Source organism: Mycobacterium sp. 1164985.4 (genome assembly GCF_001668575.1).
Lineage (GTDB): Bacteria > Actinomycetota > Actinomycetes > Mycobacteriales > Mycobacteriaceae > Mycobacterium.
Genome location: NZ_LZMD01000014.1, coordinates 1 through 25,279, shown reverse-complemented (window position 1 = coordinate 25,279; position 25,279 = coordinate 1). Strand labels below are relative to the sequence as shown.

27 protein-coding genes and 3 pseudogenes are annotated in these 25,279 nt (G+C 65.5%); 11 read left to right on the top strand and 19 right to left on the bottom strand.

The features are described from left to right. Positions 1-11: 11 nt before the first annotated feature. The gene (locus tag A5650_RS01445; protein WP_067285582.1) at positions 12-257 is read left to right on the top strand and encodes a hypothetical protein; all 246 of its coding nucleotides are present in this window, start codon (positions 12-14) and stop codon (positions 255-257) included. 3 nt (positions 258-260) lie between these two features. Here A5650_RS01445 and A5650_RS01440 read toward each other — a convergent pair whose 3' ends face one another. Next, positions 261-929, bottom strand: a complete 669-nt coding sequence (locus A5650_RS01440; protein WP_067285579.1) for an MOSC domain-containing protein — start codon at positions 927-929, stop codon at positions 261-263. A gap of 124 nt (positions 930-1,053) precedes the next feature. On the opposite strand from A5650_RS01440, the gene A5650_RS01435 reads away from it, so the two are divergent. Further along, positions 1,054-1,485, top strand: coding sequence for a DUF4383 domain-containing protein (locus A5650_RS01435; RefSeq protein ID WP_067285576.1), 432 nt, complete (start codon positions 1,054-1,056; stop codon positions 1,483-1,485). A 72-nt stretch (positions 1,486-1,557) separates the two neighbouring features. Here A5650_RS01435 and A5650_RS26660 read toward each other — a convergent pair whose 3' ends face one another. Beyond that, positions 1,558-1,698: a hypothetical protein gene (locus A5650_RS26660; RefSeq protein ID WP_156743967.1), complete on the bottom strand. Its 141-nt coding sequence runs from the start codon at positions 1,696-1,698 to the stop codon at positions 1,558-1,560. A gap of 150 nt (positions 1,699-1,848) precedes the next feature. Here A5650_RS26660 and A5650_RS26240 point away from each other — a divergent pair, with 150 nt between their 5' ends. Continuing rightward, entirely contained in the window at positions 1,849-2,256 is a 408-nt protein-coding gene (locus tag A5650_RS26240) for a hypothetical protein (RefSeq protein WP_231992450.1), read from the top strand. 20 nt (positions 2,257-2,276) lie between these two features. Continuing rightward, the gene (locus A5650_RS01425) at positions 2,277-2,573 is read left to right on the top strand and encodes a hypothetical protein (protein ID WP_067285571.1); all 297 of its coding nucleotides are present in this window, start codon (positions 2,277-2,279) and stop codon (positions 2,571-2,573) included. 9 nt (positions 2,574-2,582) lie between these two features. On the opposite strand, the gene A5650_RS01420 is transcribed toward A5650_RS01425, so the two are convergent. From A5650_RS01420 to A5650_RS01410, 3 genes are read right to left on the bottom strand one after another with little or no spacing between them, the layout of a single operon-like run. Further along, positions 2,583-2,891, bottom strand: coding sequence for a hypothetical protein (locus A5650_RS01420; RefSeq protein WP_067285569.1), 309 nt, complete (start codon positions 2,889-2,891; stop codon positions 2,583-2,585). 50 nt (positions 2,892-2,941) lie between these two features. After that, positions 2,942-3,547 (bottom strand): DJ-1/PfpI family protein, encoded by a 606-nt coding sequence (locus A5650_RS01415; protein WP_067285691.1) that lies wholly within the window; start codon positions 3,545-3,547, stop codon positions 2,942-2,944. 5 nt (positions 3,548-3,552) lie between these two features. Then, the gene (locus tag A5650_RS01410) at positions 3,553-4,260 is read right to left on the bottom strand and encodes an HD domain-containing protein (RefSeq protein ID WP_067285567.1); all 708 of its coding nucleotides are present in this window, start codon (positions 4,258-4,260) and stop codon (positions 3,553-3,555) included. 172 nt (positions 4,261-4,432) lie between these two features. Between A5650_RS01410 and A5650_RS01405 the strand changes: the two genes are divergently transcribed. The 3 genes from A5650_RS01405 (at position 4,433) to A5650_RS01395 (ending at position 6,954) form a co-directional block, all read left to right on the top strand. Then, complete coding sequence (locus A5650_RS01405; protein ID WP_067285565.1) at positions 4,433-4,951, top strand: hypothetical protein; 519 nt, start codon at positions 4,433-4,435, stop codon at positions 4,949-4,951. After that, positions 4,942-6,525, top strand: a complete 1,584-nt coding sequence (locus A5650_RS01400) for a threonine/serine exporter family protein (protein ID WP_067285564.1) — start codon at positions 4,942-4,944, stop codon at positions 6,523-6,525. The genes A5650_RS01405 and A5650_RS01400 overlap by 10 nt, the downstream gene beginning before the upstream one ends. 84 nt (positions 6,526-6,609) lie before the next feature. Further along, positions 6,610-6,954: a hypothetical protein gene (locus A5650_RS01395; RefSeq protein WP_067285687.1), complete on the top strand. Its 345-nt coding sequence runs from the start codon at positions 6,610-6,612 to the stop codon at positions 6,952-6,954. An 11-nt stretch (positions 6,955-6,965) separates the two neighbouring features. Here A5650_RS01395 and A5650_RS01390 read toward each other — a convergent pair whose 3' ends face one another. Then, positions 6,966-7,613 (bottom strand): FKBP-type peptidyl-prolyl cis-trans isomerase, encoded by a 648-nt coding sequence (locus A5650_RS01390; RefSeq protein WP_502687035.1) that lies wholly within the window; start codon positions 7,611-7,613, stop codon positions 6,966-6,968. 131 nt (positions 7,614-7,744) lie between these two features. Here A5650_RS01390 and A5650_RS01385 point away from each other — a divergent pair, with 131 nt between their 5' ends. After that, positions 7,745-9,091 (top strand): FAD-dependent oxidoreductase, encoded by a 1,347-nt coding sequence (locus A5650_RS01385; RefSeq protein WP_067285563.1) that lies wholly within the window; start codon positions 7,745-7,747, stop codon positions 9,089-9,091. Here the strand turns inward: A5650_RS01385 and A5650_RS01380 are convergent. From A5650_RS01380 to A5650_RS01335, 10 genes and pseudogenes are all read right to left on the bottom strand, one after another. Continuing rightward, positions 9,085-10,000, bottom strand: a pseudogene (locus tag A5650_RS01380) (MBL fold metallo-hydrolase). The gene A5650_RS01385 and the pseudogene A5650_RS01380 sit on opposite strands and share 7 nt — an antisense overlap. 373 nt (positions 10,001-10,373) lie before the next feature. Beyond that, entirely contained in the window at positions 10,374-11,144 is a 771-nt protein-coding gene (locus A5650_RS01375) for a hypothetical protein (protein WP_067285560.1), read from the bottom strand. Between the two features lie 122 nt (positions 11,145-11,266). Further along, complete coding sequence (locus A5650_RS01370) at positions 11,267-12,955, bottom strand: MOSC and FAD-binding oxidoreductase domain-containing protein (RefSeq protein WP_067285558.1); 1,689 nt, start codon at positions 12,953-12,955, stop codon at positions 11,267-11,269. Positions 12,956-13,050: 95 nt separating this feature from the next. Continuing rightward, on the bottom strand, positions 13,051-13,731 hold the full coding sequence (locus tag A5650_RS01365; protein WP_067285556.1) for a DUF998 domain-containing protein: 681 nt from the start codon (positions 13,729-13,731) through the stop codon (positions 13,051-13,053). A 27-nt stretch (positions 13,732-13,758) separates the two neighbouring features. Next, positions 13,759-14,622 (bottom strand): class I SAM-dependent methyltransferase, encoded by an 864-nt coding sequence (locus A5650_RS01360; protein ID WP_067285682.1) that lies wholly within the window; start codon positions 14,620-14,622, stop codon positions 13,759-13,761. Positions 14,623-14,858: 236 nt separating this feature from the next. Then, complete coding sequence (locus A5650_RS01355) at positions 14,859-15,503, bottom strand: TetR/AcrR family transcriptional regulator (RefSeq protein WP_067285553.1); 645 nt, start codon at positions 15,501-15,503, stop codon at positions 14,859-14,861. Beyond that, positions 15,496-16,748 (bottom strand): annotated as a pseudogene (locus tag A5650_RS01350) (cytochrome P450). The gene A5650_RS01355 and the pseudogene A5650_RS01350 overlap by 8 nt, the downstream one beginning before the upstream one ends. A 223-nt stretch (positions 16,749-16,971) precedes the next feature. After that, positions 16,972-17,415, bottom strand: a pseudogene (locus tag A5650_RS01345) (MBL fold metallo-hydrolase); the annotation flags it as partial. A gap of 70 nt (positions 17,416-17,485) precedes the next feature. Next, the gene (locus tag A5650_RS01340) at positions 17,486-18,295 is read right to left on the bottom strand and encodes an LLM class F420-dependent oxidoreductase (RefSeq protein WP_067285551.1); all 810 of its coding nucleotides are present in this window, start codon (positions 18,293-18,295) and stop codon (positions 17,486-17,488) included. A 91-nt stretch (positions 18,296-18,386) separates the two neighbouring features. Then, a complete protein-coding gene (locus A5650_RS01335; protein ID WP_067285548.1) occupies positions 18,387-18,947 on the bottom strand; it encodes a TetR/AcrR family transcriptional regulator in 561 nt (186 codons plus the stop codon). 84 nt (positions 18,948-19,031) lie between these two features. Between A5650_RS01335 and A5650_RS01330 the strand changes: the two genes are divergently transcribed. After that, on the top strand, positions 19,032-19,928 hold the full coding sequence (locus tag A5650_RS01330; RefSeq protein ID WP_067285546.1) for an SDR family oxidoreductase: 897 nt from the start codon (positions 19,032-19,034) through the stop codon (positions 19,926-19,928). Between the two features lie 13 nt (positions 19,929-19,941). Here the strand turns inward: A5650_RS01330 and A5650_RS01325 are convergent, their stop codons facing one another. Continuing rightward, a complete protein-coding gene (locus tag A5650_RS01325; protein ID WP_082950553.1) occupies positions 19,942-21,618 on the bottom strand; it encodes a GMC family oxidoreductase N-terminal domain-containing protein in 1,677 nt (558 codons plus the stop codon). An 88-nt stretch (positions 21,619-21,706) separates the two neighbouring features. Between A5650_RS01325 and A5650_RS01320 the strand changes: the two genes are divergently transcribed. Further along, positions 21,707-22,489 (top strand): dienelactone hydrolase family protein, encoded by a 783-nt coding sequence (locus A5650_RS01320; RefSeq protein WP_067285542.1) that lies wholly within the window; start codon positions 21,707-21,709, stop codon positions 22,487-22,489. A 341-nt stretch (positions 22,490-22,830) separates the two neighbouring features. On the opposite strand, the gene A5650_RS01315 is transcribed toward A5650_RS01320, so the two are convergent. Together A5650_RS01315 and A5650_RS01310 are read right to left on the bottom strand one after the other, a co-directional pair. Beyond that, complete coding sequence (locus A5650_RS01315; protein ID WP_067285540.1) at positions 22,831-23,040, bottom strand: hypothetical protein; 210 nt, start codon at positions 23,038-23,040, stop codon at positions 22,831-22,833. 865 nt (positions 23,041-23,905) lie between these two features. Further along, the gene (locus tag A5650_RS01310; protein ID WP_067285538.1) at positions 23,906-24,538 is read right to left on the bottom strand and encodes a TetR/AcrR family transcriptional regulator; all 633 of its coding nucleotides are present in this window, start codon (positions 24,536-24,538) and stop codon (positions 23,906-23,908) included. Positions 24,539-24,621: 83 nt separating this feature from the next. Between A5650_RS01310 and A5650_RS01305 the strand changes: the two genes are divergently transcribed. After that, the coding region (locus A5650_RS01305) for a dimerization domain-containing protein (RefSeq protein ID WP_502687034.1) at positions 24,622-25,279 on the top strand (658 nt) is incomplete at its 3' end.

Genomic DNA, 25,279 nt, shown 5'->3' with positions numbered 1-25,279 from the left:
AGCGATCAGACGTGGATTCGAGGCGATTGAAGCTGTTGTTGGCAATGGTCGGCACCGGGGCCGTGTTTGCGAGCGGGTTGACGCTCGCCTACGCCGAGACCCACTCCGCGACCGGGGCGCCGGCGGTCGCGGCACCGCAACTGACCACAGGGGAGACGTCGACGAAGTCGACGACGCCCTCGACTCCGGAGACATCGGTCGCGGTCCCACCGATCACCACGGCGCCCTACACCATTCCGACGGGTGAACCTCAGTAGCCGTCACTTCCCGCTGGCCGCCAGGCGCCGCCGTGCGTATCCCTTGAGTTCGGCCGACAACGCGTCGGCGACGAGCAATTCCGGAAGCAACGATGGGTCGGACATCCTTGCGCGAAAAGCCAATTCGATGGTCACGTCGTGATCGGGGCGGTGCTCGACGACGATCTCGTCGCCTGCGCCCACCGTCCCGGGTGAGATGACTCGAAGATACGCACCGGGTTCGGCTGCGGCGGTGAACGTCTTCATCCAACGGTCGATCTGCAGAAAGGCCGCGAACGTCCGACATGGTGTGCGCGGCGCCGAAACCTCGAGCAACAGGCCGTCGGCGCCTACGCGCCAGCGTTCGCCGATGCGCGCCCGTGTCACCTCAACGCCTGTGGTGGTGAGGTTTTCGCCGAACATGCCATTGGTCAGCGGGCGCTCGAGTCGGCTTTCCCACTCGTCGAGGTCTTCTCGCGCGTAGACGTAGACCGCTTGGTCGTCGCCACCGTGCAGCTTCGTGTGACCGATGGTGTCGCCGACCAGCCCACTACCCAGGCCACCGCGCTGCGGTCCCGGCGCGCGCACGGCCACCCGGTCTGGCACGGCGATCTTGTCGATGCCCGTGTTCCGCGACGGCGCATCGGGATTGACCCGGACCCGCGCGATATTGACCGACAGCACTTCAGACACCCGGACAGGGTATCCGCGGGCACCCGACATTGCGTCCCGGAATTTTCCCGCCCGCCCTTAACAGGAGCTACTACCGAGCGTAGTATTTGCCGAGACAGTGTCGACGAGCACGGAGGGTGCATCCGTGAAGTGGAGTTTCGCCCAGATCGGCCTGCTGGTCATCGCCGCCTTCCACGTTGTCCAGGCGGCGTTCGGGTTCATCGTCGAGCCGAGCTTCGCGACGGGCCCGAACGCGCCGACCGCGCAGATTCTCGGTATGGACTACAACGGGTGGCACGCCGTCGCCGGGCTTGCCCTGTTCGGACCGGGACTGGTCTTCGCGTTCCGCAAGTGGTGGTCGGTGTTGTATCTGCTCGCCGCGGCGGTGGCCGGGGCGCTGCCGGGCATTTGGGCCTTCTTCTCGCACCAGGTCGCGTACGTGTTCACGTTTCCCAACAACATCACCGATGCGGTGGTGCACATGGTGACCGCCGCAGTGATGTTGGCGGTGGCCGGTATCCAGATTCGCATGGACGGCGGTCTGCGGAATTCGCTTGCCGATCTGCGCCACGATTAGTGTGTGTTCAGATTGCTGAAACCCTTGCCAGGGCGTCGATTTGCGATCTGAATGCACACCGCAGCGTCCCCCTTATTCGGTCCTGTCCTTGTCGTCGGCCGAGGGCAGACCCTCGGGCGGTGGCGTCGAGTACGCAGGAGCGGTCGGCGGAATGCCCTGTCCCGTGCTGTCGTCCTGGCTGGCGTCGTCGGCCGGTTGTTCGGGTGAGCTCATCGGTTCTCTCCTGGTCCGTGATCGTCTCGCCGAGCCATACCCCCGCCCATGACCGGAGAAACCGCGTAGTTGGGATCGGTAGCCGACCGGTTTCGGTGTACTTGCCTATAGGACGCCTGTCAGCGCCGATACTGAGCAAGAGGACCAAACATGAAAGCACCTCGTACGCCGAAGCGATTCTTGGGCGCGGCACTGTTGTCGTTCGCGCTAACGAGCGCAGGTCTCGGGTCGGTGCCGGGCGTCGCTTCGGCGCTGCCTGGTGGGCCGGCGCCCGAGCAGGCGTGGCCCGGATGCCCGGATTCGAATCCCTCGGGACCGTGCCGCTGGTGCCCGGGCGATCCGCCCGTGCAGACCGGAAACCTGCGCGTGAACCCGGTGGTATGGGACAACAACGTGTGCCACACCTACTGGTACGTCTACCACGGGCAAGGCAATGTCGCGCAGAACATTTTCGAAGGCGAGGTGCCACCGCCGCCGCCTCCGCCACCGCCCAACTTCACGCCGCCACTTCCGCCGGGGTGGTGCTGGTCGCTGTTCCTCGCCGGACCGTGCCCTTGAGACCGGGCTAGTATCGGCCGATGGGTGAGCCGCCACTGACCGATGACGGCCACTACATCGTCGTCAACGGCCGCCGGTGGCGCGCCACCGATCCCGCCATACCCGAGGATCGACGCGCCGAGTTGACCCGAATACTGATGGCGTGGCGCCGAGAAGTGCGCCGCACCAGAGGAACTGACGGGGAGCAGGCGGCGCGTGCAGGTGTGCAGGCGGCCAAGGTCGCCCTCGGTGAGCGAGGCACCCCGCCCTGGTGGGAGCAGACCGACGAACAGCGGCGCCGACGGTGGGAGGCGACGGTCACGTCGCCAGACGACTGATCTTGTGATTCAGCGTCGCACCCCGGAGACCGTCGACCGAGGCAGCCGTCCGGCACGGGAATGGCCGCTCATCCGGTCACCACGCACCTGGACATCGAAGTCGAGCTTGAGCCTCATCGGTTTGGTCACCGTCTGCCTCCACGTGACCCGTTGCCCCTCAACGTCTTCGGCGACGGCGATGTCGACCAGCGGCACGCTCTCGGCCTTACTCGCCGCGGTGCCGCTGATCCCACCGGCCTGGTTGATGAAGCGGTACACGACGTGCAGGGTTCCGACCGGCGTCTTGATTCTGACGTCCCAGTCGCCGACCACGCTCATGCTCCCGACATCTTCGGTTCGCGGCCGGTGTCGGCCCAGACGGTACCGCGTCACTCGTAGGCGAACAGCTCCTCGACGGCGAGCGGGATCCGCGGACCGTAGCTTCGATCAAGCAGATGCAACGCCAGGTCCAAACCAGACGTGACCCCGCCGGCGCTCACCAGGTCGCCATCGTCGACGACCCTGGCCGACACCGGAATTGCACCCGTAGCTTCGAGAACGTCCACACCGAGGTGATGGGTGTTGGCGTGGCGACCATCGATGAGACCGGCCATCGCCAGCGCGAGTGACCCCCCGCATACGGTCGCTACAGTCACGTCCGGATTGGCGAAGGCTTCGCGCATCAACGGCACGGCCGCGGTATCGCCGAAGCGGGCGAGCAGAACGGGAATGGTGGCAACCTCGTCCGGGTCACCGTCGAGCGGACCCGATGCGCCGGGGACGATCACGTACCCCGGCTTGGTGGGATCGAGTCGGCCGGTGGCGTTCAGGGCCATTCCCCGCGAACCGCTGACCACCGACCGCGCGCCTTCCGCCGAGACGAACTCGACGTCGAGTTCGCCGCCGACGAAGTCGCTGCCCGCGATGAGCACTTCGAACGGGGCGATCGCGTCGAGCGGGTCGAAGCCGTCGAACAACAGGATCTGCGCATGCATCGGCGTCACCGGGGGACCGCGCCTGTGCGCAGCGGTCGGTCGTCCCACCCGGAACCATCCAACAGATCGAAGAACGTGATCGCCGAGCCGGTGATCAATTCGTGGAGATGGGCGGGAAACGACAACGGTGGAGCCTTCATCGGGTTGTCGCGCACATCGCGGACGATGGCGTCGGCGATCGCATACCCGAGATCATGGCGTGGCCACGCGGCGTGGACGCGCTCAGCGAAGCCGGTGGAGAGCAGGTGCTTGTCCATGCCGTTGATATCGAGGGCGATACCGCTGAACGTCACCGCCTGCTCGGGACCGAACCGGTGCGCCAGCCCGACGCTCGTGTGTAGGGCGATGGCCTGCCACACCGTGGCGATCCGCCGCTCCGAAAGATCGTGCCGGCGAAGGAAGTCCGCGGCCGCGTCGGCGCCATCGACCTCGAACCTCTGATCGCCCTCGCCGACGCCGGTGACGCCGAGGTCGTGCAGGACGCAGGCGAGGAAGACGAGTTCGTCGTCGTAGTGCGCGCCGCTGCGCGCCCCTTGCGCAGCCGCGATCTCCCGCGCGAACAGGTAACTGCGGACGCAGTGGTTGGCGAGGAATTCCGGAGACACCTCGAATACGAATCGCATCGCAGCCGAGCAGATTTGCGAGTCCGGCAGATCCCACTCGCCCGCAAGGGGTTCGACGTCGGCCAGCGTGACCGATTCTTCATTGCCCATACCTCTCACAGTGCCCGGCGCGCACCGCACCGACTAGCGGCAAAAGAGACAATGACCGACAGAATCTAGCCAACACTCTCCGCCGCCTGGGGACGCAGAGCTATTACTCCGATATCACTGTGTGACAGTCGAATACGAACGGTAGCGCCTCGCGTCGCTATCGTGGGTTGGCATGCGGGACTGGATCGCCGCCGCGGCGATAGGGGGCTCGGACTGCGAGCGCATCCGTGACGCGTTCCTGGCCCAGCCCGTGCTCGCGCTCACCAGTCTGATGTACGTCGGCGCGGGACTCGCTGCGCTGTGCTGGGCGCTGCGGGGAAGAGCACGAGCGGCCGGGGCAGTGGGAGCCGCACTGGTCGCCGTCGGGGTCGGCAGCTTCGTCTATCACGGACCGCAGCCGCCCTGGGCGGGGCCGGTCCACGACTGGCCCATCGCCGTCTTGGCTGCGGCGTGCGTGGTCGCCCTCGTCCAGGGCGCGCGACGGCGGCGGACGGTGGTGGTCGTCGCGGCCGCGACCTTCGCGCTCGGGCTCGCCGCGTACGCCGCGGGACGCACGGGCTCGCCGCTGTGCCGGCCCGAAAGCGTGTGGCAGTACCACGGCGCCTGGCACATCTTGTCGGGCGCCGCAGCGGGATTAGCCGCCTGGGCCACTGAGCGCGCACGTCAGTATCGTTCACCTCGATGCCGCTAGATCGAACGCCAGGCGGTCGCGTCCGCCGTAGCCTGCGAAGCGCGCTGCGCGGCCCGCGCGACCCCGCACCCATTGCGGGTCAGCGGCGCCGGCGTTCCGACGGAATGGGCGACCTGCACACCCGCAAGGTGCTCGACCTGACCATCCGCCTCGCCGAGGTGATGCTGTCGTCCGGATCGGGTACCGCCGACGTCGTCGCGACCGCCCAGGACGTTGCCCAGGCGTACCGGCTGGCCGACTGCGTCGTCGACATCTTCGTCACCACCGTCATCGTGTCCGCGCTGCCGACCGCTGACAGCCCACCCGTCACGATCGTCCGAGCCGTACACAACCGCTCGACGGACTACACGCGACTCGGGGAACTCGATCAGCTGGTGCAGCGGATCACCTCGGGCGGTGTGACCGTCGACCAGGCGCACGACGCGATGGACGAGTTGACCGAGCGTCCGCACCCTTATCCGCGGTGGCTGGCGACCGCCGGGTGGGCCGGTTTCGCGCTGGGCATTGCGATGCTGCTCGGCGGCGGCTGGTTGACCTGCATCCTGGCCGCGGTGACGTCGGGAGTCATCGACCAGGTGGGCCGACGGTTGAACCGCATCGGCACGCCGTTCTTCTTCCAGCACGCCGCGGGCGCGGCGATCGCGACCTCGGTCGCCGTGGCGGCCTTCCTCTACGCCGACCTCGGGCCGACGGTCATGGTGGCCACCGGCATCGTGATGTTGTTGTCCGGGTTGACGTTCGTCGGCGCGATGCAGGACGCGGTGACCGGCTACATGCTGACCTCCCTCGCCCGCCTCGGGGAAGCGGTGTTGCTGACGTCGGGGATCGTGGTGGGCATCCTCGCGGGGCTGCAGATCGCCCAGATCGCCGGAGTGACGATCTCGTTGCACGTCGACGCAACCGAGTCGTTCATCGCGCCGAGCGGAGCGGTGCAGATCTCGCTCGCGGTGTTCGGCGCGGGGTTGGCGGGTGCCTGCCTGACCGTGGCGAGCTACGCACCGTTGCGGGCCATCCTCACCGCCGGGCTGGTTGCCGGGCTCGCCGAGGCGGTGCTGATCGCCCTGGGCAACGCGGGATTCGGTCAGGTCTTCGCCAGCGGCGTCGCCGCGGTCGGGGTCGGCCTGATCGCGACGCTGATCTCGATCCGCCGACAAGCGCCCGCCTTGGTGACCGCGACCGCGGGCATCATGCCGATGCTGCCCGGCCTGGCGGTGTTCCGCGCGGTGTTCTCCTTCGCCGTCGACGGCAACTTCGACAACGGCATCCGGCAAATGATGTCCGCGATCGCCATCGCACTGGCTCTCGGCAGTGGGGTGGTGCTGGGCGAGTTCATCGGCTCCCCGTTGCGTTTCCGGGCCGGCCGGATCGGCGACTTCGTCCGCAAGGAAGGCCCGCCGGGGCTTCGTCGTGCCGTGGGCCGCGTCGTGCAGTTGCGCCCGGCCGAGGATCAACCGACGGAGATCATCCCGCGCACACGCAGTGTCGCGTTGGAACCGGAATCGACCGGGGACCCGGAGGATGAGGCCGACGAATCCGAAGCGTCCAACGGCGACGGAAGCGCGGAACAGCAGTAGGGGGTACACGCCCCGGGTTTGGCCGCAGCAAATGCAGGCTATAAATTCGAAGCATCGATTCGCTCGACCGCTGGAGGCATGCTCATGAGGTTGTCCAAGACCACGCTGGCTGCCATCGCAGGCGGATTGACAGCGACGACACTGGGGCTGAGCGCTCCGGCAAGCGCAGAGCCCGCTCCACCGCCGCCGCCTCCGCCGCCGGCCCTGGCCGCCGAAATACCTCCGCCTCCGCCTCCGCCGGGTGTGGCTCCGCCGCCTGCGAGGCCGATGGCCGGGGAGCCGGTTCCGCCATGGGCGCCGCGCAAGCCGGCGGAGTTCTTTCTCGGGGAGCCCGTCGTCTGGTTCTCCGGTTGGGGCGGCCGCTGGGGTGTGTGGAAGAACGGCGCCTTCATCACGCTGTCGATGAATCCGGTCACCGGCGGCGGCTGACCGTTCCGGGTCTACCTCGAGGCGTCGAGGATCTTGATCGCGAAGACGAGGGAGTCGCCGGCCTGGATCCCCGCCGCGGGTTGGCCTTCGGGGTACCCGTCGGCTGACGTCATCGCGACGGCGACCGTCGACCCCACCTTCTGTCCGGCGATGGCCTTCTGAAAACCCGGTACGACGCCGTCGAGCGGAAAGTCGACGGGCATACCGCGCTCGTAACTGCTGTCGAACACTGACCCGTCGCGACCGTTGACACCCATGTAGCAGACCAGGACCTTCGCCGTGTCGGAGACGACCGGTCCGTCGCCGGGCTTGAGCGTGTGCACCTGGGTCTCGGTGACGCTGAACGGCGCCTGCACCTCGATGAGCGGTGCCGTCGAGTCGGTGGATCCGCTGACATTCACGCTGCCGGTGTCGCCGCCGAGCGTCCACTCCGGTGTGCCGCCGGGCTGCGGTGCCCCGGTCGGGCACATTGCGCTGGCGGGGTCGCCCGTCTCGACGGGTGGTGGAACCAACTCGTCGGCCAGCGACGACGTGCTCGTCGACGAAGTCGTACTGGACGGCGCGGCTTCCGTGTCAGAGCCGCATGCGGCGAGGGTCATGACCAGCGATGCGGTGCAGGCCAGCAGTCCGGCGGGGAGTGACACACGCGAGGGATTCACGGCCGTCAGGCTACAGACTGCCCGGCCGGTCGAGTCTCAGTGGTCGCGGACTGGCCACTCTTGGCCTGAAACCGCACTCTCGACGGCGCTGTATGCCACCGTTTGGGGTGCGGCCGGGCCGAAGAGGGGCGATGACGACGCGAGAAGCCGTGGTGTGCGGCGCGAGTATGGGTGGTCTGCTCGCCGCGAAAGTGCTGTCGGATGCCTATGACTCGGTCACGCTGGTCGAACGGGACAGACTGCCCGAGGATGTGTCGCAGCGAGCCGGGGTGCCGCAGGGACACCACGTGCACATGCTGATGAGCCTGGGCTTGAAGATTCTCGAGGAGCTGTTTCCCGGAGCGACGAAGGAGCTGCAGGACGCCGGCGCGCCGATCTTCGACAACCGCGACCTGTCGGGGGTGTACGTCGAGGTTCGCGGGCATGCGTTGTGTCGGACGGGGGCGCTTGCCAAGCCCGATGACATGCCGGTTCAGCCTGCGAGCCGTCCGTTGCTGGAATCCGTTGTGCGCGAACGGGTTTGTGCGCTGCCGAATGTCAAGGTCCTCGACGGCCACGACGTCGTCGGACCCGTGTTGAACGACCGCACGGTGACCGGTGTTCGTATCGTCGACCGCACCGGCGCCCATCAAACGACGCTGTCCGCCGATCTCGTGGTCGACGCAACCGGTCGTTCGGCACGTACACCGGCGTTCCTTGCAGCGCATGGCTTTACGCGTCCGGTCGAGCAGTCGTATCGGGTGCAATTGACCTATACCAGCCAGCTGTTCCGCCTGGCGCCGGACGCCCTGGGCGACAGGGTGATCTTCGCCAGCCCGACGAAGGAACGACCGACAGGCGTCGGGATGCTCGCCCACGAGAACGACACAATGGTCGTGACGCTGATCGGCGTGGCCGGACACCAGCTGCCGACCCGGTTGCCCGAAATGCTGGCGGCAGTGGCGGCATGTGTCCCGCCGGAGGTCAGCACCGCACTCGCGGCCGCAGAACCGGTGGGGGAGACGCATCACCGCCAGTTCCCGACCAGCGTGTGGCGCCGCTACGACAAGCTGTCCTCATTTCCCCACGGACTGTTGGTGATCGGTGACGCGGTGTGCAGTTTCAATCCGATGTACGGGCAGGGTATGACGTCAGCGTTGCTACAGGCCATGAGCCTCAAAGACACGCTGACCGCCCACGGTGCACCGGTGAGCCGGGTCTACTTCCGTGACGTCGCGCGGCGGTTGGCGCCCATGTGGTGGGCCAACCGGCTCAACGACTTCACCTTTCTCCCGACGAGCGGATGGAAAGCGTGGCCGCAGCGGGCGCTCAACGATTACGTCACCGCCTACGTGGCCGCCGCGTCGGAGGACGTCGCGCTCTCCGAAACCTTCCTCCGGATGCTGCAAGGCGTCGGCCCCGGAACGAGCCTGATGCGCCCCGGGCAAGTTGCGCGCGTGATCGCCCACGCGGGCCGGACCCGAACCGGCCGTCAGTAATCCCACGCCGCGGGCACGCACCGGAAGACGTCGCCGGCGGTCGCGACCCGGCAGACCGACGGGAACGGCAGGTGGGTGGCGACCAGCGCCTCACCGGTTGCCGCCAGCTCGCGCAGCAGCTCGATGCGGACGCGAGCCGACTCCTTCGGATCGTGTTCGAACCCGTTGTGCCACTCTGGATTATCGAAGCCGGGGGCGAACACGGCCGTCACCGGCGAAGGTCAGCCGATCGTCCCCCGACGCGAGGCGAACGATCGCGTGGCCCGGGGTGTGCCCCCCGGTTCGGGAGACGAGCACTCCCGGCGCCAGTTCATACTCCGTTTCGAAGGTCCGCATCTGCCCGCGGTATTCGTCGAGGAACCGTGTCGCGATCGACCGCAATGCGTCGGGCACCGGCGCGGGCATGTCGGTATGAGAGAAATCCGGCGATTCCCAGAAGTTCGCCTCGGCGGCGGCGACATGGACCTGTAGATCCGAACGCAGCCGTTCCTTGAGCCCCTTCGTGAGCAAACCACCGACGTGGTCCATGTGCAGATGGGTGAGTACCACGTCGGTCACCGCCGATGGATCGATGCCGGCCGCTTCGAGTCGGTGAACCGTCTGCCCGGCCCGTGGGAAGTCGGGATACTCCACACCGAGTCCGGCGTCGACGAGGACGGTGCGATCGCCACTGCGCACCACGACCACGTTTAGCGGCCAGTCGAGTACGTCTCTGGGCAGGAACCGATCGTCGAGCCAGCTGCCGAACTCGGCCGGGTCGGCGTTCGTCGCCATCGTCCGCGCCGTGATCGGCAGGACGCCGTCGCTGATAACCAGCACCTCGATGTCGCCGATCTGTACGGCATAACGCGACGGAACCAACTCGTCGAGTCCGGTCGTGCCCAGACCCGAGATGCTGTCGACGCTCATGGCTGTTCTCCTTGTGAAGTCGCAATTACCTGGCTGTGTCGTGGAACGCACGATGGCAACGCGATTCATCCAGCGCATGGTCGAGGCGTCTTGTGCCCCCGCCTACGATGATTCGACTGCCCGGGCACACGCACCACACCGTGCTGATCGTCATCGTCGCGGCGGCGCTCGGCACCCTTGTCGTCATTCCCACAGCGGGGGGATCCCGATCCTTCAGGGGCCTGCACTGCTCGGGGTTTCATCCGGTGTGCTTGGTGCCCTGCTGATCACCTTGCCGGCGGTGAGCTTGCCGGGCATCGCCATGGTCGTGGCGGCCGGCGTGGCAGGGGCGGTATGCCCCAGCACTCCCTGAGCGGTTGCGCCACTGTCGACGTCAACGGGGTGCGGTGACCACTAGCTCGTGATCGCCTGCGGCCCACGCGGATTCGAACACATCGGTCGTGACGTGCTCGCCCTTCGTATCGTCGCCGCCGCTGTCGCCGAGATAGACGACGTCGTTGTCGTAGTCGATCGCGGCGACCGTGACCAAGTGACCGCATCCCGTCTTGTCACCATCGGTCTCCCAGATGGTGTTGGAGTTCACGCACACGATCGCCTGCCGGTCGTCACCCAGATATCCCGCCAAGGCGTCCATCCCCGTCGCGAGCCCACCCTTGGAGGCGGTTTCGTCGTTGGTGTAGTCGGCTTCGATCCCGTAGTGCTTGAGCAGAAGCAGAAGATCGGTTGTGCAAGTGCCATGGCCGACACCGCCGTCACTGGGGTCGACGCTCTCGTCGTATACCGGCTGACCTGGATCGCAGTCGCTAGGCGTTTTCGCCGCGAGGTCGATGATCTCACGCTCGGTGGGTGCCGACCCGTTGATCTCGCCAATCACCATGCGGGTGGCCATCAGCCCGCAATCGCTTTCGGTCTGCTCTTCCCAGTAGTCGATGGCGGCCGCCGGATCTCCGTAGACGCCACCGGTGAACTGGGGTTGGGGATCCTGCTGCTCGTCTTTCGGCTTGTTCTCCGCCGCCTCGGCCCGCGGGGCCGTCGTTGACTCGTCGGCTTTCGCCGCCGCGCGGTCCGCGGGCTCGGTCGAACCACCGCAGGCAGACCCGCCGAGGGCGGTCAGGCTGACAATCACGGTCGCGGCGAAAGCCATCCGGCCTCGCTCGCTTCGCTGGCGAAGTAGCACTTCGCGAAGCTAGCAGACGGCTGTGAGTTTTCTGGGCATTTATTGACGCGTCTGTCGCTGAATCCAACCCAGCCCGGCTGATCCGCAGCTCATAGGTCGAGCACGACATCGGTTAGCGGTGCCGCACAACAGATCAGCGTCGAATCCCGGCCTGGTAGCTCCAGAGGCTGCCTCGAGTACGCCACGCTCCCGGCGACGAGTCCCGTGACGCACACATGACAGACACCGCTGCGGCACGAGTACCGCGTCGGCACATCACAGGCCCCGGCCAACTCCAACAAGGTCTGATAAGACTCGCTCCAGCGAACCGTCAGACCGACTCGTGAAAACGTGACTCGTGATCCGTCCGCAGACTGCATCTCGGGTGGATGTGGGGGTACCTGAGGACCGACGGCTTTCAACCCGGGGTTGATCGGTGGGAGCGTGCCGAACGTTTCGGCTCGAATCCGAGTCGGCTCGAACCCGAGGCTGGTCAAGGCCTCACGCATCGCTGCCATGAAACCCGTTGGTCCGCAGAGGTAGACGTCAGCGTCCTGCGGCAGGTCCAATGCGGCGAGGAAGTCACGATCTAACCGGCGGCCCGGCCTTCCGCTGGTGTAATGGACGTACTGCTCAGCACACGGCAACTGCCGCAGGAGTCCGTCGGCCTCCTCGATGAAGGCGTGGGACTCCATGTCCCTGGTGCTGTGGACCCAGACAACCCGTTGTGAAAACTGCTGTGCAGCAAGTTCGTAGAGCATGGCGAGCAGAGGTGTGACACCGATCCCCGCCGACATTAGCAGTATCGGGCGCGCCTCGGGGGAGAGGTGAAAATCACCGCGCGGCGCGGCGGCCTCGATGGTCGCACCGGGGTCGATCCGCTCATGCAGCCACCCGCTTACCACGCCGTCGGGCTCACGCTTCACGCTGATCCGATAGGTGCCCGCGGTCGAATCGCCGGACAGTGAGTAGCTCCGCAGCGGCGGCGGGTCACCGGCCCCGGTGGCCCGGACCACGAGATGATCACCGGCCTTCGCAACGGGCAGCGGCTTGTCCGCGCCGAGTTGGATCGACATCACAGCGGGCGTTTCGTGATGGATGTCAACGACACGAAGCGGCATGAATCCGTCCCAGGACGGAGAGCCCGTCGGCTCGGCGGGCGGGTTTAGGAGGTCGCGGAAGGACTCCTTCCAGCCCGGGCTCAGAGCGGCGACATCCAACGCCAGACGCAGACGGTCCGGATCACGGTCGGGAAGGTAGAGAAGCGCGTCGACCTCGGCGACCGTCAGTTGGTGCCGCCCTCGCTCGGTCAGGACGATGTCGTCGCCCGCTTGTACCCGTCCCTCGCGAAGCACCCGGAGGTAGAACCCGGGTCGGCCGTGAGAAACCATGAGCTGGGGAAGATTTGGCTCATCGAGACGCATCCCGACACGGAAACAGGTGACCCGCGGTTGCGTCACCTCGAACAGCGCTTCCCCGATGCGGTACCGGTCACCGATGCACACCTCGTCGTCGGGCAATCCATTGACTGTGAAGTTCTCCCCGAATGCTCCAGCCCGCAGATCGTCACGCCCGAGGTAAGTCTTCCAGTGGTCATAGGCCTCGAGTTGATAGACCAGGACGGCCCGGTTCTCACCTCCGTGGCCGTGAAGGTCGCCTTGGCCGTCGCCGTCGAGATTGAGGCGCCTGGCAACGACCGGTCCAGAGACCGTCGTCTTGAAGATCCCGGTGTGCACCGTGCGTCCGCGCCACGGCACGTCCTTCGGCAACCCGACATTGACCGCGTGGAGCGTCGGCACGAGCGCCTCCTCTCCACGGCTCCACCGCGTGGGTGGCGTGTCCCGGACTCTACGTCACCTGGTGAAGCAGTCGGCTGATTTCCTCGTCCGCTTTGTCACCCGGACAGAGCGCGCAATGACAATGAGCTCAGCCAGCCGAGTCCGGTCGCGATCGAGACACGTTGCAGGACACCGCTCTTGCCGCCTAGCCCCCATCGACCACCGATCGCGGCGCCAAAGAGAATAAGGCTGCCAGTCATCGCTGCGCTCGACGCCGCGGAGTAGCACGCCCAGCGGTGGTTCCCGCTCCACGCCGCAGGGGCGGCGCTCGCCAGAGCGGCGACGGGTATGCCCACGAAGACCGGAATCCCGAAGAGATCGTGCAATCGCCCCGCAGGGGTGCGTGGGCGCACGCCTGCGGCAAACGGGGGGTTGTCGGTGGCAGTTCCGTCGTCATTCAGAAGGTTTCCGACGTAGTCGGTGACGAACAGGCCCGAGCCGACCAAGCCGACCCCGACCGCCGCGACGATAGCCGGAACCGCGCGCGGTCCGACGCGGTGGCGATCGGACCGCCAGAGGCCCTCGGCAGCGCACAGGTAGAGAGCGCCGGCCGAGACGAAGTTGGCGCGCTGCCGCCAACCGTGGCGCCCGACCGCCAGAGAACTGACCGGGTAGCACCTCCAGTCGTAGCCGTGCCGCGTCGCGCCGATGACGGTGTAGGCGGTGACGAACGCCGGGCCCGCAGCGGTGCCGGCGAAGAGCTGCGCAGTCGGTTTACGTTGTGCGCGGCGAGACATGGGTTCAGACTACTGAAGTTTCGAGTCTCAGCGTCGCGCATACAGGATCCGACTGGCTTGCAGAGTGCGGGTCTCTTCCACCCCAAACTGGGGAGGTTCGTCGAGGTACAGAGCGATCACATCCTTGGCGGCGCGGTCATCGATCTCGGTGAAGCCGAGGCCGCGCAGCTCCCGCGCGACGCCATCAGGCGTGAAGTAGCTGACGAAGGGTTCACCCGAGGATGCGAGCCGATCGGAACGGGCTTGCAGGTGCGCGCGCTCCTCGTCGGTGGTCGCCGACTGCAGATAGTCGAAGACCACCTCAGCGCGAGACGGCTGCCCCGCGATGTATTCGAGGGTTGCCCGGGCGGCGTCGGGTGTCAGGTAGAAGATGACGCCCATCCACAGGAAGACCGCGGGCGCGGTACGCACGAACGCGGTCGCCTCCAGTTTCTTTGCGAGGTCATCCGTTTCGAAGTCCACCGGTACGAAGGTCAGCGTCGCCGGGCAGTCGATCCCGGCGGCGAGGAGGCGGTCCCGTTTCCAGGCCTGAGTCGCCGGATGGTCGACCTCGAAGACTCGCACGTCGGGATCGGGGTTTCGGTAGGCGAAGGTGTCGAGTCCGGCGCCGAGGATGACCACTTGACGAGTGCCGGTGGCCACGGCCCTAGCGATCGAGTCCTCGGCGAATCGGGCGCGGGCGGCGAAGAAGAGCCGGCGGCCTAGGTCGCCGACCACTGCACCGAGGCGATCGGCCGTGGGGGAGCCCAATGCGGTTAGCTCGTCGGAGGTGGTACCGAGCAGGGGAGCTGCCAGCGGGTCGGTGAGAATCGTTGGTTTGTCGGCGATCTGGTGGTAGGCGCGACCATAAGCGGTAACAAGGGCTGTCCGGCTGGGTCCGTTGTCCTCCATGCTCGCGAACGTACTCGCGAGCACACCTCGCATGGCCTATAGGTTCGCGGTGTGCACGTCTCAAAGCCGAGCCATGGCCATCGGGGCCGAATATGCTGCGGAAATCGCCCGGAGGGCATCAGCAGGACCCACGAAGGGGTTGACATGGCGAAATGGACCCAGCATTTCCCGTCGCTCGAAACACCCGAGAATTTCGTCAGAGACCTGCGGGAGAGCTTCGCAGCGGTGTTAGCTGCTCAATGAGCACCTGCGGTATGACCGTCGTGGATCATCAGTGATGTCATCCGTGGGTAGAGGATCGCCGGCCCGAGCCATCGCGCAACAAAGCGGCGTAGTGCGACACCATCGCGCATCGGTTTCCCGGGATCTGTCAGCATAGATTGCACTGTGCGCAGGACCATTTCGGCCAGATCTTCGAGGGCGGCGCTCTCGAAACCGTGCAGCGGCCAATCGACATCGAGACGGTTGAGGAACGATTTGCAGAATGCCTTCGCCGTGTCGGAGGTCAAGGAGATGGCCTCTTCACCCCCCTGCCCTCGGGCCAGGATGTTCTCTAGCTGAGGATCACCTATAAGGTTCTCGACCGAGAACGAAACGCATTCGACGAGTGCAGTGACCGGGTCGTTGACGCCGCTGACGTGACCGACGACCTGGTCGATGAATCCGTCCACGGTCCGCATCGCGCTGGCAATCAGCAAAGCGTCGGCGTTGGGAAAGTAGCGGTACACCGTCTGCCGCGTGACGCCGAGCCTGCGGGCGACGTCGGCGAGGCGTATCGCTGGTCCGTGTTCGGCGACGACATCGTCCACCGCATCGAGGATTCGGTCTATGGCCTCCTCGTCCGTGGCGGGTGCCGAACCCGCCCAGCCCCGACTACGCATGGGCACCCGCAGGATCGTTACTGGCGAATGCGATTGGAAGTGTTGTGGGACCGGTCATCCCCAGGAGGGGCTTCCATGGCGCCGGACCGACGCGACGAGGGGCATCGAGGCGCCGGGTGAGAACGACAAGAGCCTCCGCCAACTCGCGGCGTGCGAGGTTAGCTCCCAGACAGTAGTGGGCACCGCCTCCGAAGGTCAGAATCGGGGGAACATCCTTGCGCGTGATGTCGAAGCGCTCAGCGTCGTGATAGATCGCCGGATCGCGGTTCGCCGCAAAGGTGTTCACGAGGATGAATATTCCGGCAGGGAACAGGTAACCGCCGAATTCGACATCGTCGGTGGCGGCGCGCGGCGCGATACTGACTGCCGGCGAGTGGCGCATGCTCTCCTCGACAGCCTGCATCCCCAGTTCGGGTTGCTCGCGCAGCTTCATCCATTGATCGGGGTGCTCACAGAGCACCTGCACCGACGCCGCGAGTTGATTGCGCGTCGTGTCGGTTCCGGCCATCAGGAAGCCCGCCACCAGCATGCGCAGTTCGTCGAGATTCAGCCGGTCGCCGTCGGTCTCGGTGCGAATCAGTTCGGATAGCAGGTCATCTGTCAGGTTGCCTCGGCGAGCGGCGACCATGTCGTCGACGTAGGCGTCGAGTTCACCCCACGCCTGCATGATCGCGGACTCGTCGAAGTTGACGTCCGGTTGGAAGCTGATGGCCTTGAAGACCTCTTCGGTCCAATCTGCGAACAGGTGCCAATCCTCGCGCGGCGCACCGATGAGTGCGCAGATGATCGGGGTGGGGTAGGGACGGGCGATGTCGGTGACGACGTCGCAGTGGCCGGCGTCCACCACCCGATCGATCAATCCGTTGACCACCTCACGGATCGTGTCCTGAAGACCTGCCGTTGCACGAGGGGTGAACGCCTTGGACACGAGCTTGCGTAAACGCACATGGGGTTCACGCTCCAAGCCCAGGAGGCTGTTCGCCATCTTCTCGAACAACGGCCCCGACGTGATGCCCTGAGACGCCAAAGTGATACCGGGGGGTAAACGGAACCGATCGTCGCGCAACATTCCTCTCGCCAGCTCGTATGACAGGACCTCCGGGCCGAGAGGGCCGATCGCGATGGGCGCGCGAGCTTGGGCCGTTCGGACGTCCTCGAGGATGTCGTGCGGGGCGGCGCTGAGGTCGTAGGTAAAGGTGGGGAGATCAGCTCGAAGACATTGGGCGCGGTGCTGGTCACGACCATAGGACTCACCTTCGGGAGCATCGGACACTTTTCGGCAAAGCGTATGACCACAATCTCCGAGCGTCAATGAAAACCTTTCTGCTTCCGCCAGTGTGCTCCTGCCCATCCGCTAATGGTCATACAGACATCGATAAGACGTCTAATAAATAGCGCGGAGCATCAGCGATGATTGGACGCCACGCCCACCGAAAGCGGACGGAGCGGTCTGAACCAGATCTAGAGGGCGGTAGTCGACTTCTGGCACGAGGTAGCGCGCGTTCGGAAACGTCGGAACCCATGCGCCGTTCTCGCGCATGGTGTTCCAGCCGACGTGGTCGGTGTGGATGTGGGTATTCACGACGACGTCCACCGACTCCGGGGCGACGCCCGCTGCGCGGAGAGATTCCAGAAAACCAGTGTCGAGATTGGCTAGAAACGGCATCGCCGGCCGGTCGCGGCCATTACCGACGCCCGTGTCGACCAGCACCGTGAGCCCATCCACCTCGATCGCCCACGTCTGCACTACGGCGTGCCAGGTACGGGCGTCGCAAAACGTGGGGCTCAGTTCGGGCGCCAGCTCCTGCCACACCGTGGGCGCAGTTTCGGGAAACATGGTGAGCGGCAGGTCAAGCCGCCACTCGACGACCCGCGTAACGGTCGCGGCGCCCAGGTGCGTGCGGTCGGACATGCCCGCGAGGACTACGACCTGTGCGCCGAGGAGAAATCCGGTTGAACTCCGACCTCCCGCGAACGCTGTGTCATCCGTTGTCCCGCCACGTGATCACCTGCTTGAGAGGCGTGAGATCGTAACCATTGTCGGCAGTGAGTTCGGTCTGGAACAGCGTGACGCCTGCTTCCCGGAAGGCGTCGGCGCTATCGGCGCTCTCCCACAGCGTCGAGCGTTCGATATCGGCGCCATCGCGACCGAATGTGGCCGCCAATTCGTCGACGCGCTCACTGGATCTGCGGAACGCGTCGAGGTCCTGGAAGGCGTGCCAGATGTCGGCGTGCCTGGCCACAGCGGGCAGCGAGCGCTTGGGTCCCGTACCGCCGATGAGAATCGGGATCTTGCGCACGGGCGGCGGAATCAGTGCCGCGAGCCGGTTTTCGATGCGGACCAGGCTCTCGTCGAAAATATCGAAACGGGAACCGAAGGTACCGAAATCGTAACCGTATGTGGTGTAGTCCTTTTCGTACCACCCCGCACCGAGGCCCAGGATGAGCCGGCCGCCGCTGATGTGATCGACGGTGCGCGCCATGTCGGCGAGCAGGTCGGGGTTGCGGTAGCCGACACCAGTGACGAGAAGCCCGATCTCGGCATGTGAGGTGATTTCACCCCACGACGCGAGCGCAGTCCAGCCCTCGAAGTTGGCGACGTCGGGTTGCTCGTCTGTCAGGACGGGCTTGCCGTCGACGATGCCCTCCATCGCCGGGCGGTGAAAGTGGTCGTAGCCGAAGATCACGTCGACGCCGAGGTCGTCGGCGGCCAGGACGGCGTCGCGCCACGTACGGTAATCGGGTGTGCCGCCGGGCTGGATCTGCACGGCGACGCGTATGGGACGAGTCATGAATGCTCCTGTTCGGGCAAAGGGCGACTCTTGAGCCAAGTCGACGGGCGCAGTGTTTATTCCGGGCGCAGATGCGCCGCTCGGGCCGTGGTCAGTTCCCGGCGACCGACTTGAGTTCCGCAAGCGTCTCCTGAATGTGCACTGCGATGCTGCGCTCGGCGGAATCATCGAGCCAGCGGGCGAAGGCGACCTTGAACACTGAGGTTCCCGCCTCTGCGGCAAGGCCGGCCGCTGGGTCCGGGACTCCTCGATCGCGTAGTGCCTGCCCGATCAACTCGACCATCGTCGCGAGTTTGATCAGTTCCCTTTCGCGCAGTGCCGGATGGGCATCGATGACGTCCTGACGCTTTCGCGACTGCGATCGCCGACCCTCGAAGAACTCGGCGGTCGATTCGAATGCCACGGCGACGGCATCAAGAGGGGACAGGTCGCCGGGCGCCGCCCGCAGCGCGTCGGCGACGTTTCGGGCCAATTCGTCACCGCGGAAGAGCACTTCGCGCTTGTCGGAAAAGTGCCGGAAATAGGTGCGCTCGGTGACGCCTGCCCGTTCGGCGATCTCCGCGACGGTGGTCTCGTCGAAACCGCGTTCGCCGTAGAGCTCGAGCGCTGCCCGCTCGAGGCGGCCCTTCGCGTCCGGCTCCCATCGACCCATGAGGGAATAGTACGAGGATGACAGGCGCTGACATCACATGTAGATCTCATGTCATTCACTGTCATCTCAGCGGGAGGAACGCAAATGCGAGTATTCGTCACCGGCGCGTCGGGCCACATCGGTTCATTGGTGGTGCGCGAGCTCCTTGACCACGGTCATCAGGTCTCGGGTCTGGTCCGTTCCGACGCGGGGGCAGAGGCGGTGGAGCAGGCGGGAGCCCGGGCCGTTCGCGGCACACTCGACGATCTCGACGTGCTGGCGAACGCGGCGGGGGAGGCCGACGGAGTGATTCACCTGGCGTTCAAGCATGACTTCAACGACTACGGCAGCGCCGTCGAAGCCGATGTTCGGGCGGTGAAGGCAATCGGGACGGCGCTGGCCGGCTCGGGTAAGCCGTTCGTCAATACGTCCGGCACCGCAGTGCTGGCCTCCGGTTCGTCGAGCACGTTGGCAACCGAGGAGACCGTGCCGCCCGCGGAGGCACCCCGCGTACCGTCGGAGAACGCCACCCTTCAATTCGTTGACCAGGGCGTGCGCGCGTCGATCATTCGGCTGGCGCCGACGGTCCACGGACCCACCGACCGTCACGGGTTCATCCCGACGCTCATCGAGAATGCACGAAAGACGGGGCAGGCCATCTACATCGGCGATGGAACCAACCGCTGGCCCGCCGTCCACAACGTCGACGCCGCACGGCTGTACCGATTGGCCGTTGAGTCCGCACCGGCCGGGTCCCGATTGCACGGGGCCGCCGAGGAGGGTATTCCGTTCCGGGATGTCGCCGAAGCCATCGGCAAGCAGCTGGACGTGCCGGCTGTCAGTGTCACCGTGGAGACAGCGTTGGAACAGCTCGCCTTCATCGGATTGATTGCCTCGCTGGACAATCCGACGTCGAGCGCCATCACCCGGAACCTGCTCGGATGGACGCCCGAGCAACCGACCCTGCTCGAAGACCTGAACGCGGGGCACTACTTCGACTGACGGACGCGCGTGGTCATTGCAGAATCGCCCGCGCTGCGCGCTCGGCAATGAGCATGACCGGTGCGTTGGTGTTCCCAGAAGTGATGGTGGGCATCGCCGACGCGTCGACCACACGAAGGCCTGCGACACGAAATGCGCGAAAGTCGGTGTCGAGTACCGTGGTTGGCAACCGGGGGAGTCCATGTGAGTCGAAGGCTCCCATCGCACAGGTGCCCACCGGGTGGAAGATCGTGGTGCCCAGTTCACGGGCGGACTGAAGTAGGTCGTCGTCGCTTGCCACCTCTGGGCCGGGCAGGAACTCTTTTGGTCGGTACCGGGCCAGGGCCGGTGCCGCCATGATCTGCCGCGTCATCCGGAGACCGCGCACGGCGGTTTCGCAGTCGTCGTCGGTAGACAGGTAGTTGCACGAAATCTTCGGCTTCGACAGCGGATCCGGATCGGCCATCCGCACATGTCCACGCGAGTTGGGGCGCAGATTGCAGACCGAGGGAGTGATGGCGGCGAACGGGTGCAGAGGGTCGCCGAACTTCGGCAACGACAGAGGCTGCACATGCCACTCCAGATCGGGGCTGGCCAGGGTGGGGTCGCTTTTTGCGAAGGCGCCCAACGTGGACGGCGGCATGGTCAAGGGCCCCGATCTCAGCAGCAGGTACTGAATTCCCATGCCCGCGCGGGTGATCCAGTTCCGATACAGCGTGTTGACGGTCCGGGCACCGCGCATGCGGTAGACCATTCGGAGCTGTAGATGGTCCTGCAGATTTTCACCGACTCCAGGCAGGTCGACGGCCACGGACACTTGATGCTGAGTGAGCAGCTCGGCTGGGCCCAGGCCTGAGACCTGCATCAGATGAGGGGAGCCGATGGCACCGGCGCTCAGGATCACCTCGCGGCGGGCGTGAACGTCGATGAGTTGACCGTCCTTGAGCAGATGCACGCCAGTGACGCGGTGCCGGGCAGTGGTCCAGGCGCCGCGACGCTGATCCTCGTGGACCTGCTCGTCCATCAGCAGCCGTAGAGCCTGGGTGTTTGTGTAGACGGTGAGATTGGGTCGGTGGGCGACCGGGTGCAGGAAGGCGTCGGCCATCGACCAGCGCCTGCCACGTCGCTGATTGACGTGAAAGTACGCGCTGCCGGAGTTGTCTCCGCGGTTGAATTCGTCGATCGGCTCGATGCCCAGCTCGGCAGCGGCGGCCTGCCAAGCGTCCAGGATCTTCCAGCGCACGCGCGGCCGCTCAACCCGGATCTCACCTGCGGCACCGTGCCAGTCGTCGGCTCCGCCGAAGTAGTTTTCCAACTCCTTGTAGATCCTCAGTGTTTCGCCCGGGCAGTCGGGGCCGCCCCAAAGCCATCGCTCGTCGCCGGTGGCTTGCGCCCACAGCTCGTAATCGCCTGCCTGCCCACGCATGTGGATCATGGCGTTGATCGACGAGCAGCCGCCGATCACGCGACCCCGCGCGTAGATGATGCTGCGGCCGGCCAAGCCTGGGTCGGGTTCGGTCGTGAAGCACCAGTCGGTGCGCGGGTTGGCGATTGTGTACAAGTAGCCCACAGGCACCTTGATCCAGAACCAGTCGTCTTTGCCGCCGGCCTCAACCAACAGCACGCGGTGATCAGGGTTGGCGCTGAGCCGGTTGGCGAGCAGACAGCCCGCGCTGCCTGCGCCCACGATGATGTAGTCGTATTCGGCCACGGGACTCGTATCTGGCACGTGTCCTAGTGTGCGTGATGATGGCGTCCGGCAAGCGCATTCCGCGGTGGTCGCGCGATACCGTCAGTGCATGGTCGTAATACGGGAAGTCAGTTACGACGTCGACGGACTGACAATGATCGCCCACCTGGCTCACCCCGACGGGGAGGGCCCGTGGCCGGCCGTGCTGATCGGCCACGACGGAGTCGGTCTGGAGCATTATCAACGCCGCCGTGCCGACATCCTGGCAGAGCGGGGATACGTCGCGTTCGCGTTGGACTATCACGCGGGCAAGACGTATTTCGGCCAACCGCAGGCAATGCTGGACCGGGTCATGCCGCTGCTGGCCGATCCCGAGCGTATTCACGCGATAGGCCGTGCGGGGCTCGACGCTCTTCTCGCCGTTCCGGGCGTCGACACGGGGCGGCTCGCGGCGATCGGATACGGCGCCGGTGGCCGCATCGTTCTCGAACTTGCCCGAACGGGAACGCCGTTCGCTGCGGTCGGGGTCGTGCACCCGGCCCTGCCGAATTCTCGCGCGGACGACTGGACCGAGGTCGGCGCCACCTTTCTGCTGTGCACGGGTTCCGAGGACCCCCTGTGTACCCCTGAGCAACTCATGTCGTTCGCATCCGTATTGCAGGAAGCTGGAGGGGACTGGTGCGTCAATATCTACGGTGGCGCTCGACACGCCTTCTGGGCCGCTCCGATGTCATCGGCCGATGCACTGTCCGATGGTGGCACCCCGGACCGCCCAGCGGCCACAGTTCCCGGAGTCGGTCACCACGCTGCCCACGCGCGACGGGCGTGGCGGGCGTTGCTAGATCTGCTCGACGACACTCTGCGCCGATCCGACGGCGGCGAAAGCCTGTGACAACGCACCGCGGATCGCCAATTCCGATTCTGCATTTTTCCGAAACCTGAAGCCTTGCAATGACTATGGGACAGCGAGCCCGGCTAAGCAGGTGTCACATTCCCCTCTGGCGTGCTCGGCGCATTTAATAGCGTTCGGCGTTGGCCCGCAGGGCATTGCGGGGCGAATGAGCGAAATCCGCGGAACATGCAGGACGAGAAAGGAAGTGTTTGGAGACCTTCGTCGCATACGAAAACACGAGCGACGGCTAGAAGTGGTGTCACACCGACTTCGCCAGTGTGTTCCGACATGCTGCAGTCCGATCAGATACCGAGCACGTCGCGTCACCGCGTTGTGAGGGTCTACGCGATGCTGCTGAGAATCGCGATGACCACCCCGCCCAGGGTCAGCACCCCGACCAACACTGCGGCGGCGATCGCCCGGCGTCGTCGCTGCCGGCGGGCGGCGTCGATCGCCACCGCGATGCCGGCGAGGATCAACGCCGCATAGATAGCCAGCCCCAACGTCAGAACAGCGGTTGACGCGCCGCTAGCCAGAGTCGTGTCGCGCATGTCGTGAGCCTACGGCGCGCGCCCACATTCACCTGTGGGGATTGATGTGTCTCAGATTCGCTATGGATCAGCGATGCCCGGCCTCAGGGTGTCACGACGTTGAACCAGAGTGGGAATGCATCGAGCAGGTTCCCAACCGCTGCGCAGCAGACGACTGAACAGTAGAGAAGCGATTCCCGCAGCCGAGCGGTAAGCGGACTCAACCTGACATAATGTGGCTTATCGGCATTTAAAGCATGCGAGTTGCATCAAACGAAAGTGCTTGAGCCTCTTGACGATTGGCCGATCTGAGCACGTTATGGCACTGATTGTGTGTACTCATTCCCTAACGGGCTGCCTGCAGCGATTGTTCATACGGCGAGGTTGACGGACAGTTCAATCACTTAATGAATGATTCGGGTATTAGGTGAAAGCTTGAACGTGCCCCGTGCGGCCGGCCCTAGAGCCGGCGATCGACAACCCACTCGCCCTCTCCTCCCACCGCCAGTGATACGTCACAGTGACGAAATATCCTGTGGCGCAGGGGGCTATTGAACTGCCACGTCGGGTTCACGGCTGACCAGGCTCTGGGCGGCCGCTGGCATGGTTGAGGAACTGCCTGGCTTCATTCCACAGGTTCTGCGCCGCCATGACGTCTCACTGCTTCGAGCTGACGAGACAGTGTTCAACGCGATGGTCGACGGATGGCGAGCTCAGATGCTCGCACGCGGCCTGGCGACCGACACCAGCCCGCAGACCTTAGAAGCCCACGCACGGGCCTCTGCTTCTACGTACTCGCGGTACATCGGTACTCGAGGTACATCGCCACCAGGCTCGACTGACCGTCGGCTGCGCAGCGCAGGGATGTTCTGCAAGTACGATGTCGTTACGGGCTCGTTGACTCTAGATACCAGGTGCGCCAGACGATTTCGGTCAACGCCTCGGCGATCGCGTCGTCGGCCTCAGGTGGCGAGTTGCGCACCATCTGGTGACACGTGCGCTCGATCATCCACGAAAGCGCGCACGACGTCTCCCAGCCGTGCGCAGGGCCGGTCGCTCCCGCGTCGACCGCACGGTCGAGGGCGGCCTTGGCCTGTTCGCTGACACCGTGCACCAACGCCCTGTGTGCTTCGGCCACGACGGGGTCGTAGCTCGCCAGTTCGAACATCGCGGTGAGGATCGCCTGGTGCCTGCGGTAGACGACGATGATCTGGCGCACCGACCGACGAGCGAGCTCGACGGTGGCCTGGTCGGCCACGTCGAACCAGATCGCGGCGGCCGCGCCTAGTTCGGCGGTCACCTGCCCGGTGAGCTGCAAGAGCAGCTGCCGCTTGTCCTCGAAGTAGATGTAGAACGTCGCGCGGGAAATGCCGGCCTCGGTGGCCAATCGGTCGACGCTCAGCTCCGTGAATGACTGTCCATCGGCCATTAGTCGTTCCGTCGCCTCGAGCAGCCACTGCGTAATTTCTGCGCGGCGCTGCTGGCGATTCGATTGCGGCTTGCGGGAGGTAGCGACCACAACACGACGATAGCGCGTCTTTGGACGGATAGACTAGACATAATGTCTTGACACTCCGTCTGGCTCAGCTCTAGCCTTCAGGCATGCCAGTACCACTGTGGGCCGCGCGCCGCGCACTCGGTGTCCGCGATCGAATGTTGAACCTCGTCGATGCCGCGCTCCCGGCCGAGGTGGCGTTGCTCACCGACGTCGTGTTCGGGCTGCAGAAGACGAAGATCGCCGGAGTGCTCGTCACCGCCGGGATAGCCGATGCGCTCGGCACGGCCTCGCGAACTCCTGACGATCTCGCGCGCGAGCTGGAATTGAACCCCGACATGACGGTCAGGGTCGTCGACGCAGCCGTCGCGCTCCGTCTCATGCGGTTCGACCGCAACGGTCGGGCGCGCCTGACGAGAACGGGAGCCCCACTACGGCGCGACCACCCCAAGTCGATCGCCTCCTGGGTTGCTTACTACGCGCACCCCGATACCGCGGCCGCGCACGCCCACTTCGACGCTCAGCTGCGCGACGGCGACGAATCCTCCGGATACAAAAGGGCTTTCGACAAGACGCTGTGGGAGTACTTCGGCGACCATCCAGATGTCGGAGCCACCTTCGCCGACGCGATGCGACAGATGACCGAGATCGATCTCGCTGGCTTCGTGCGGGCGTATCCATGGCCGCGCGGGGGAGTCGAGGAGGATGCCGCGAGCATTGGTCCGGTGGTCGAGGATCGCCGCGAGCAGGTGTCCGATCCCGCCT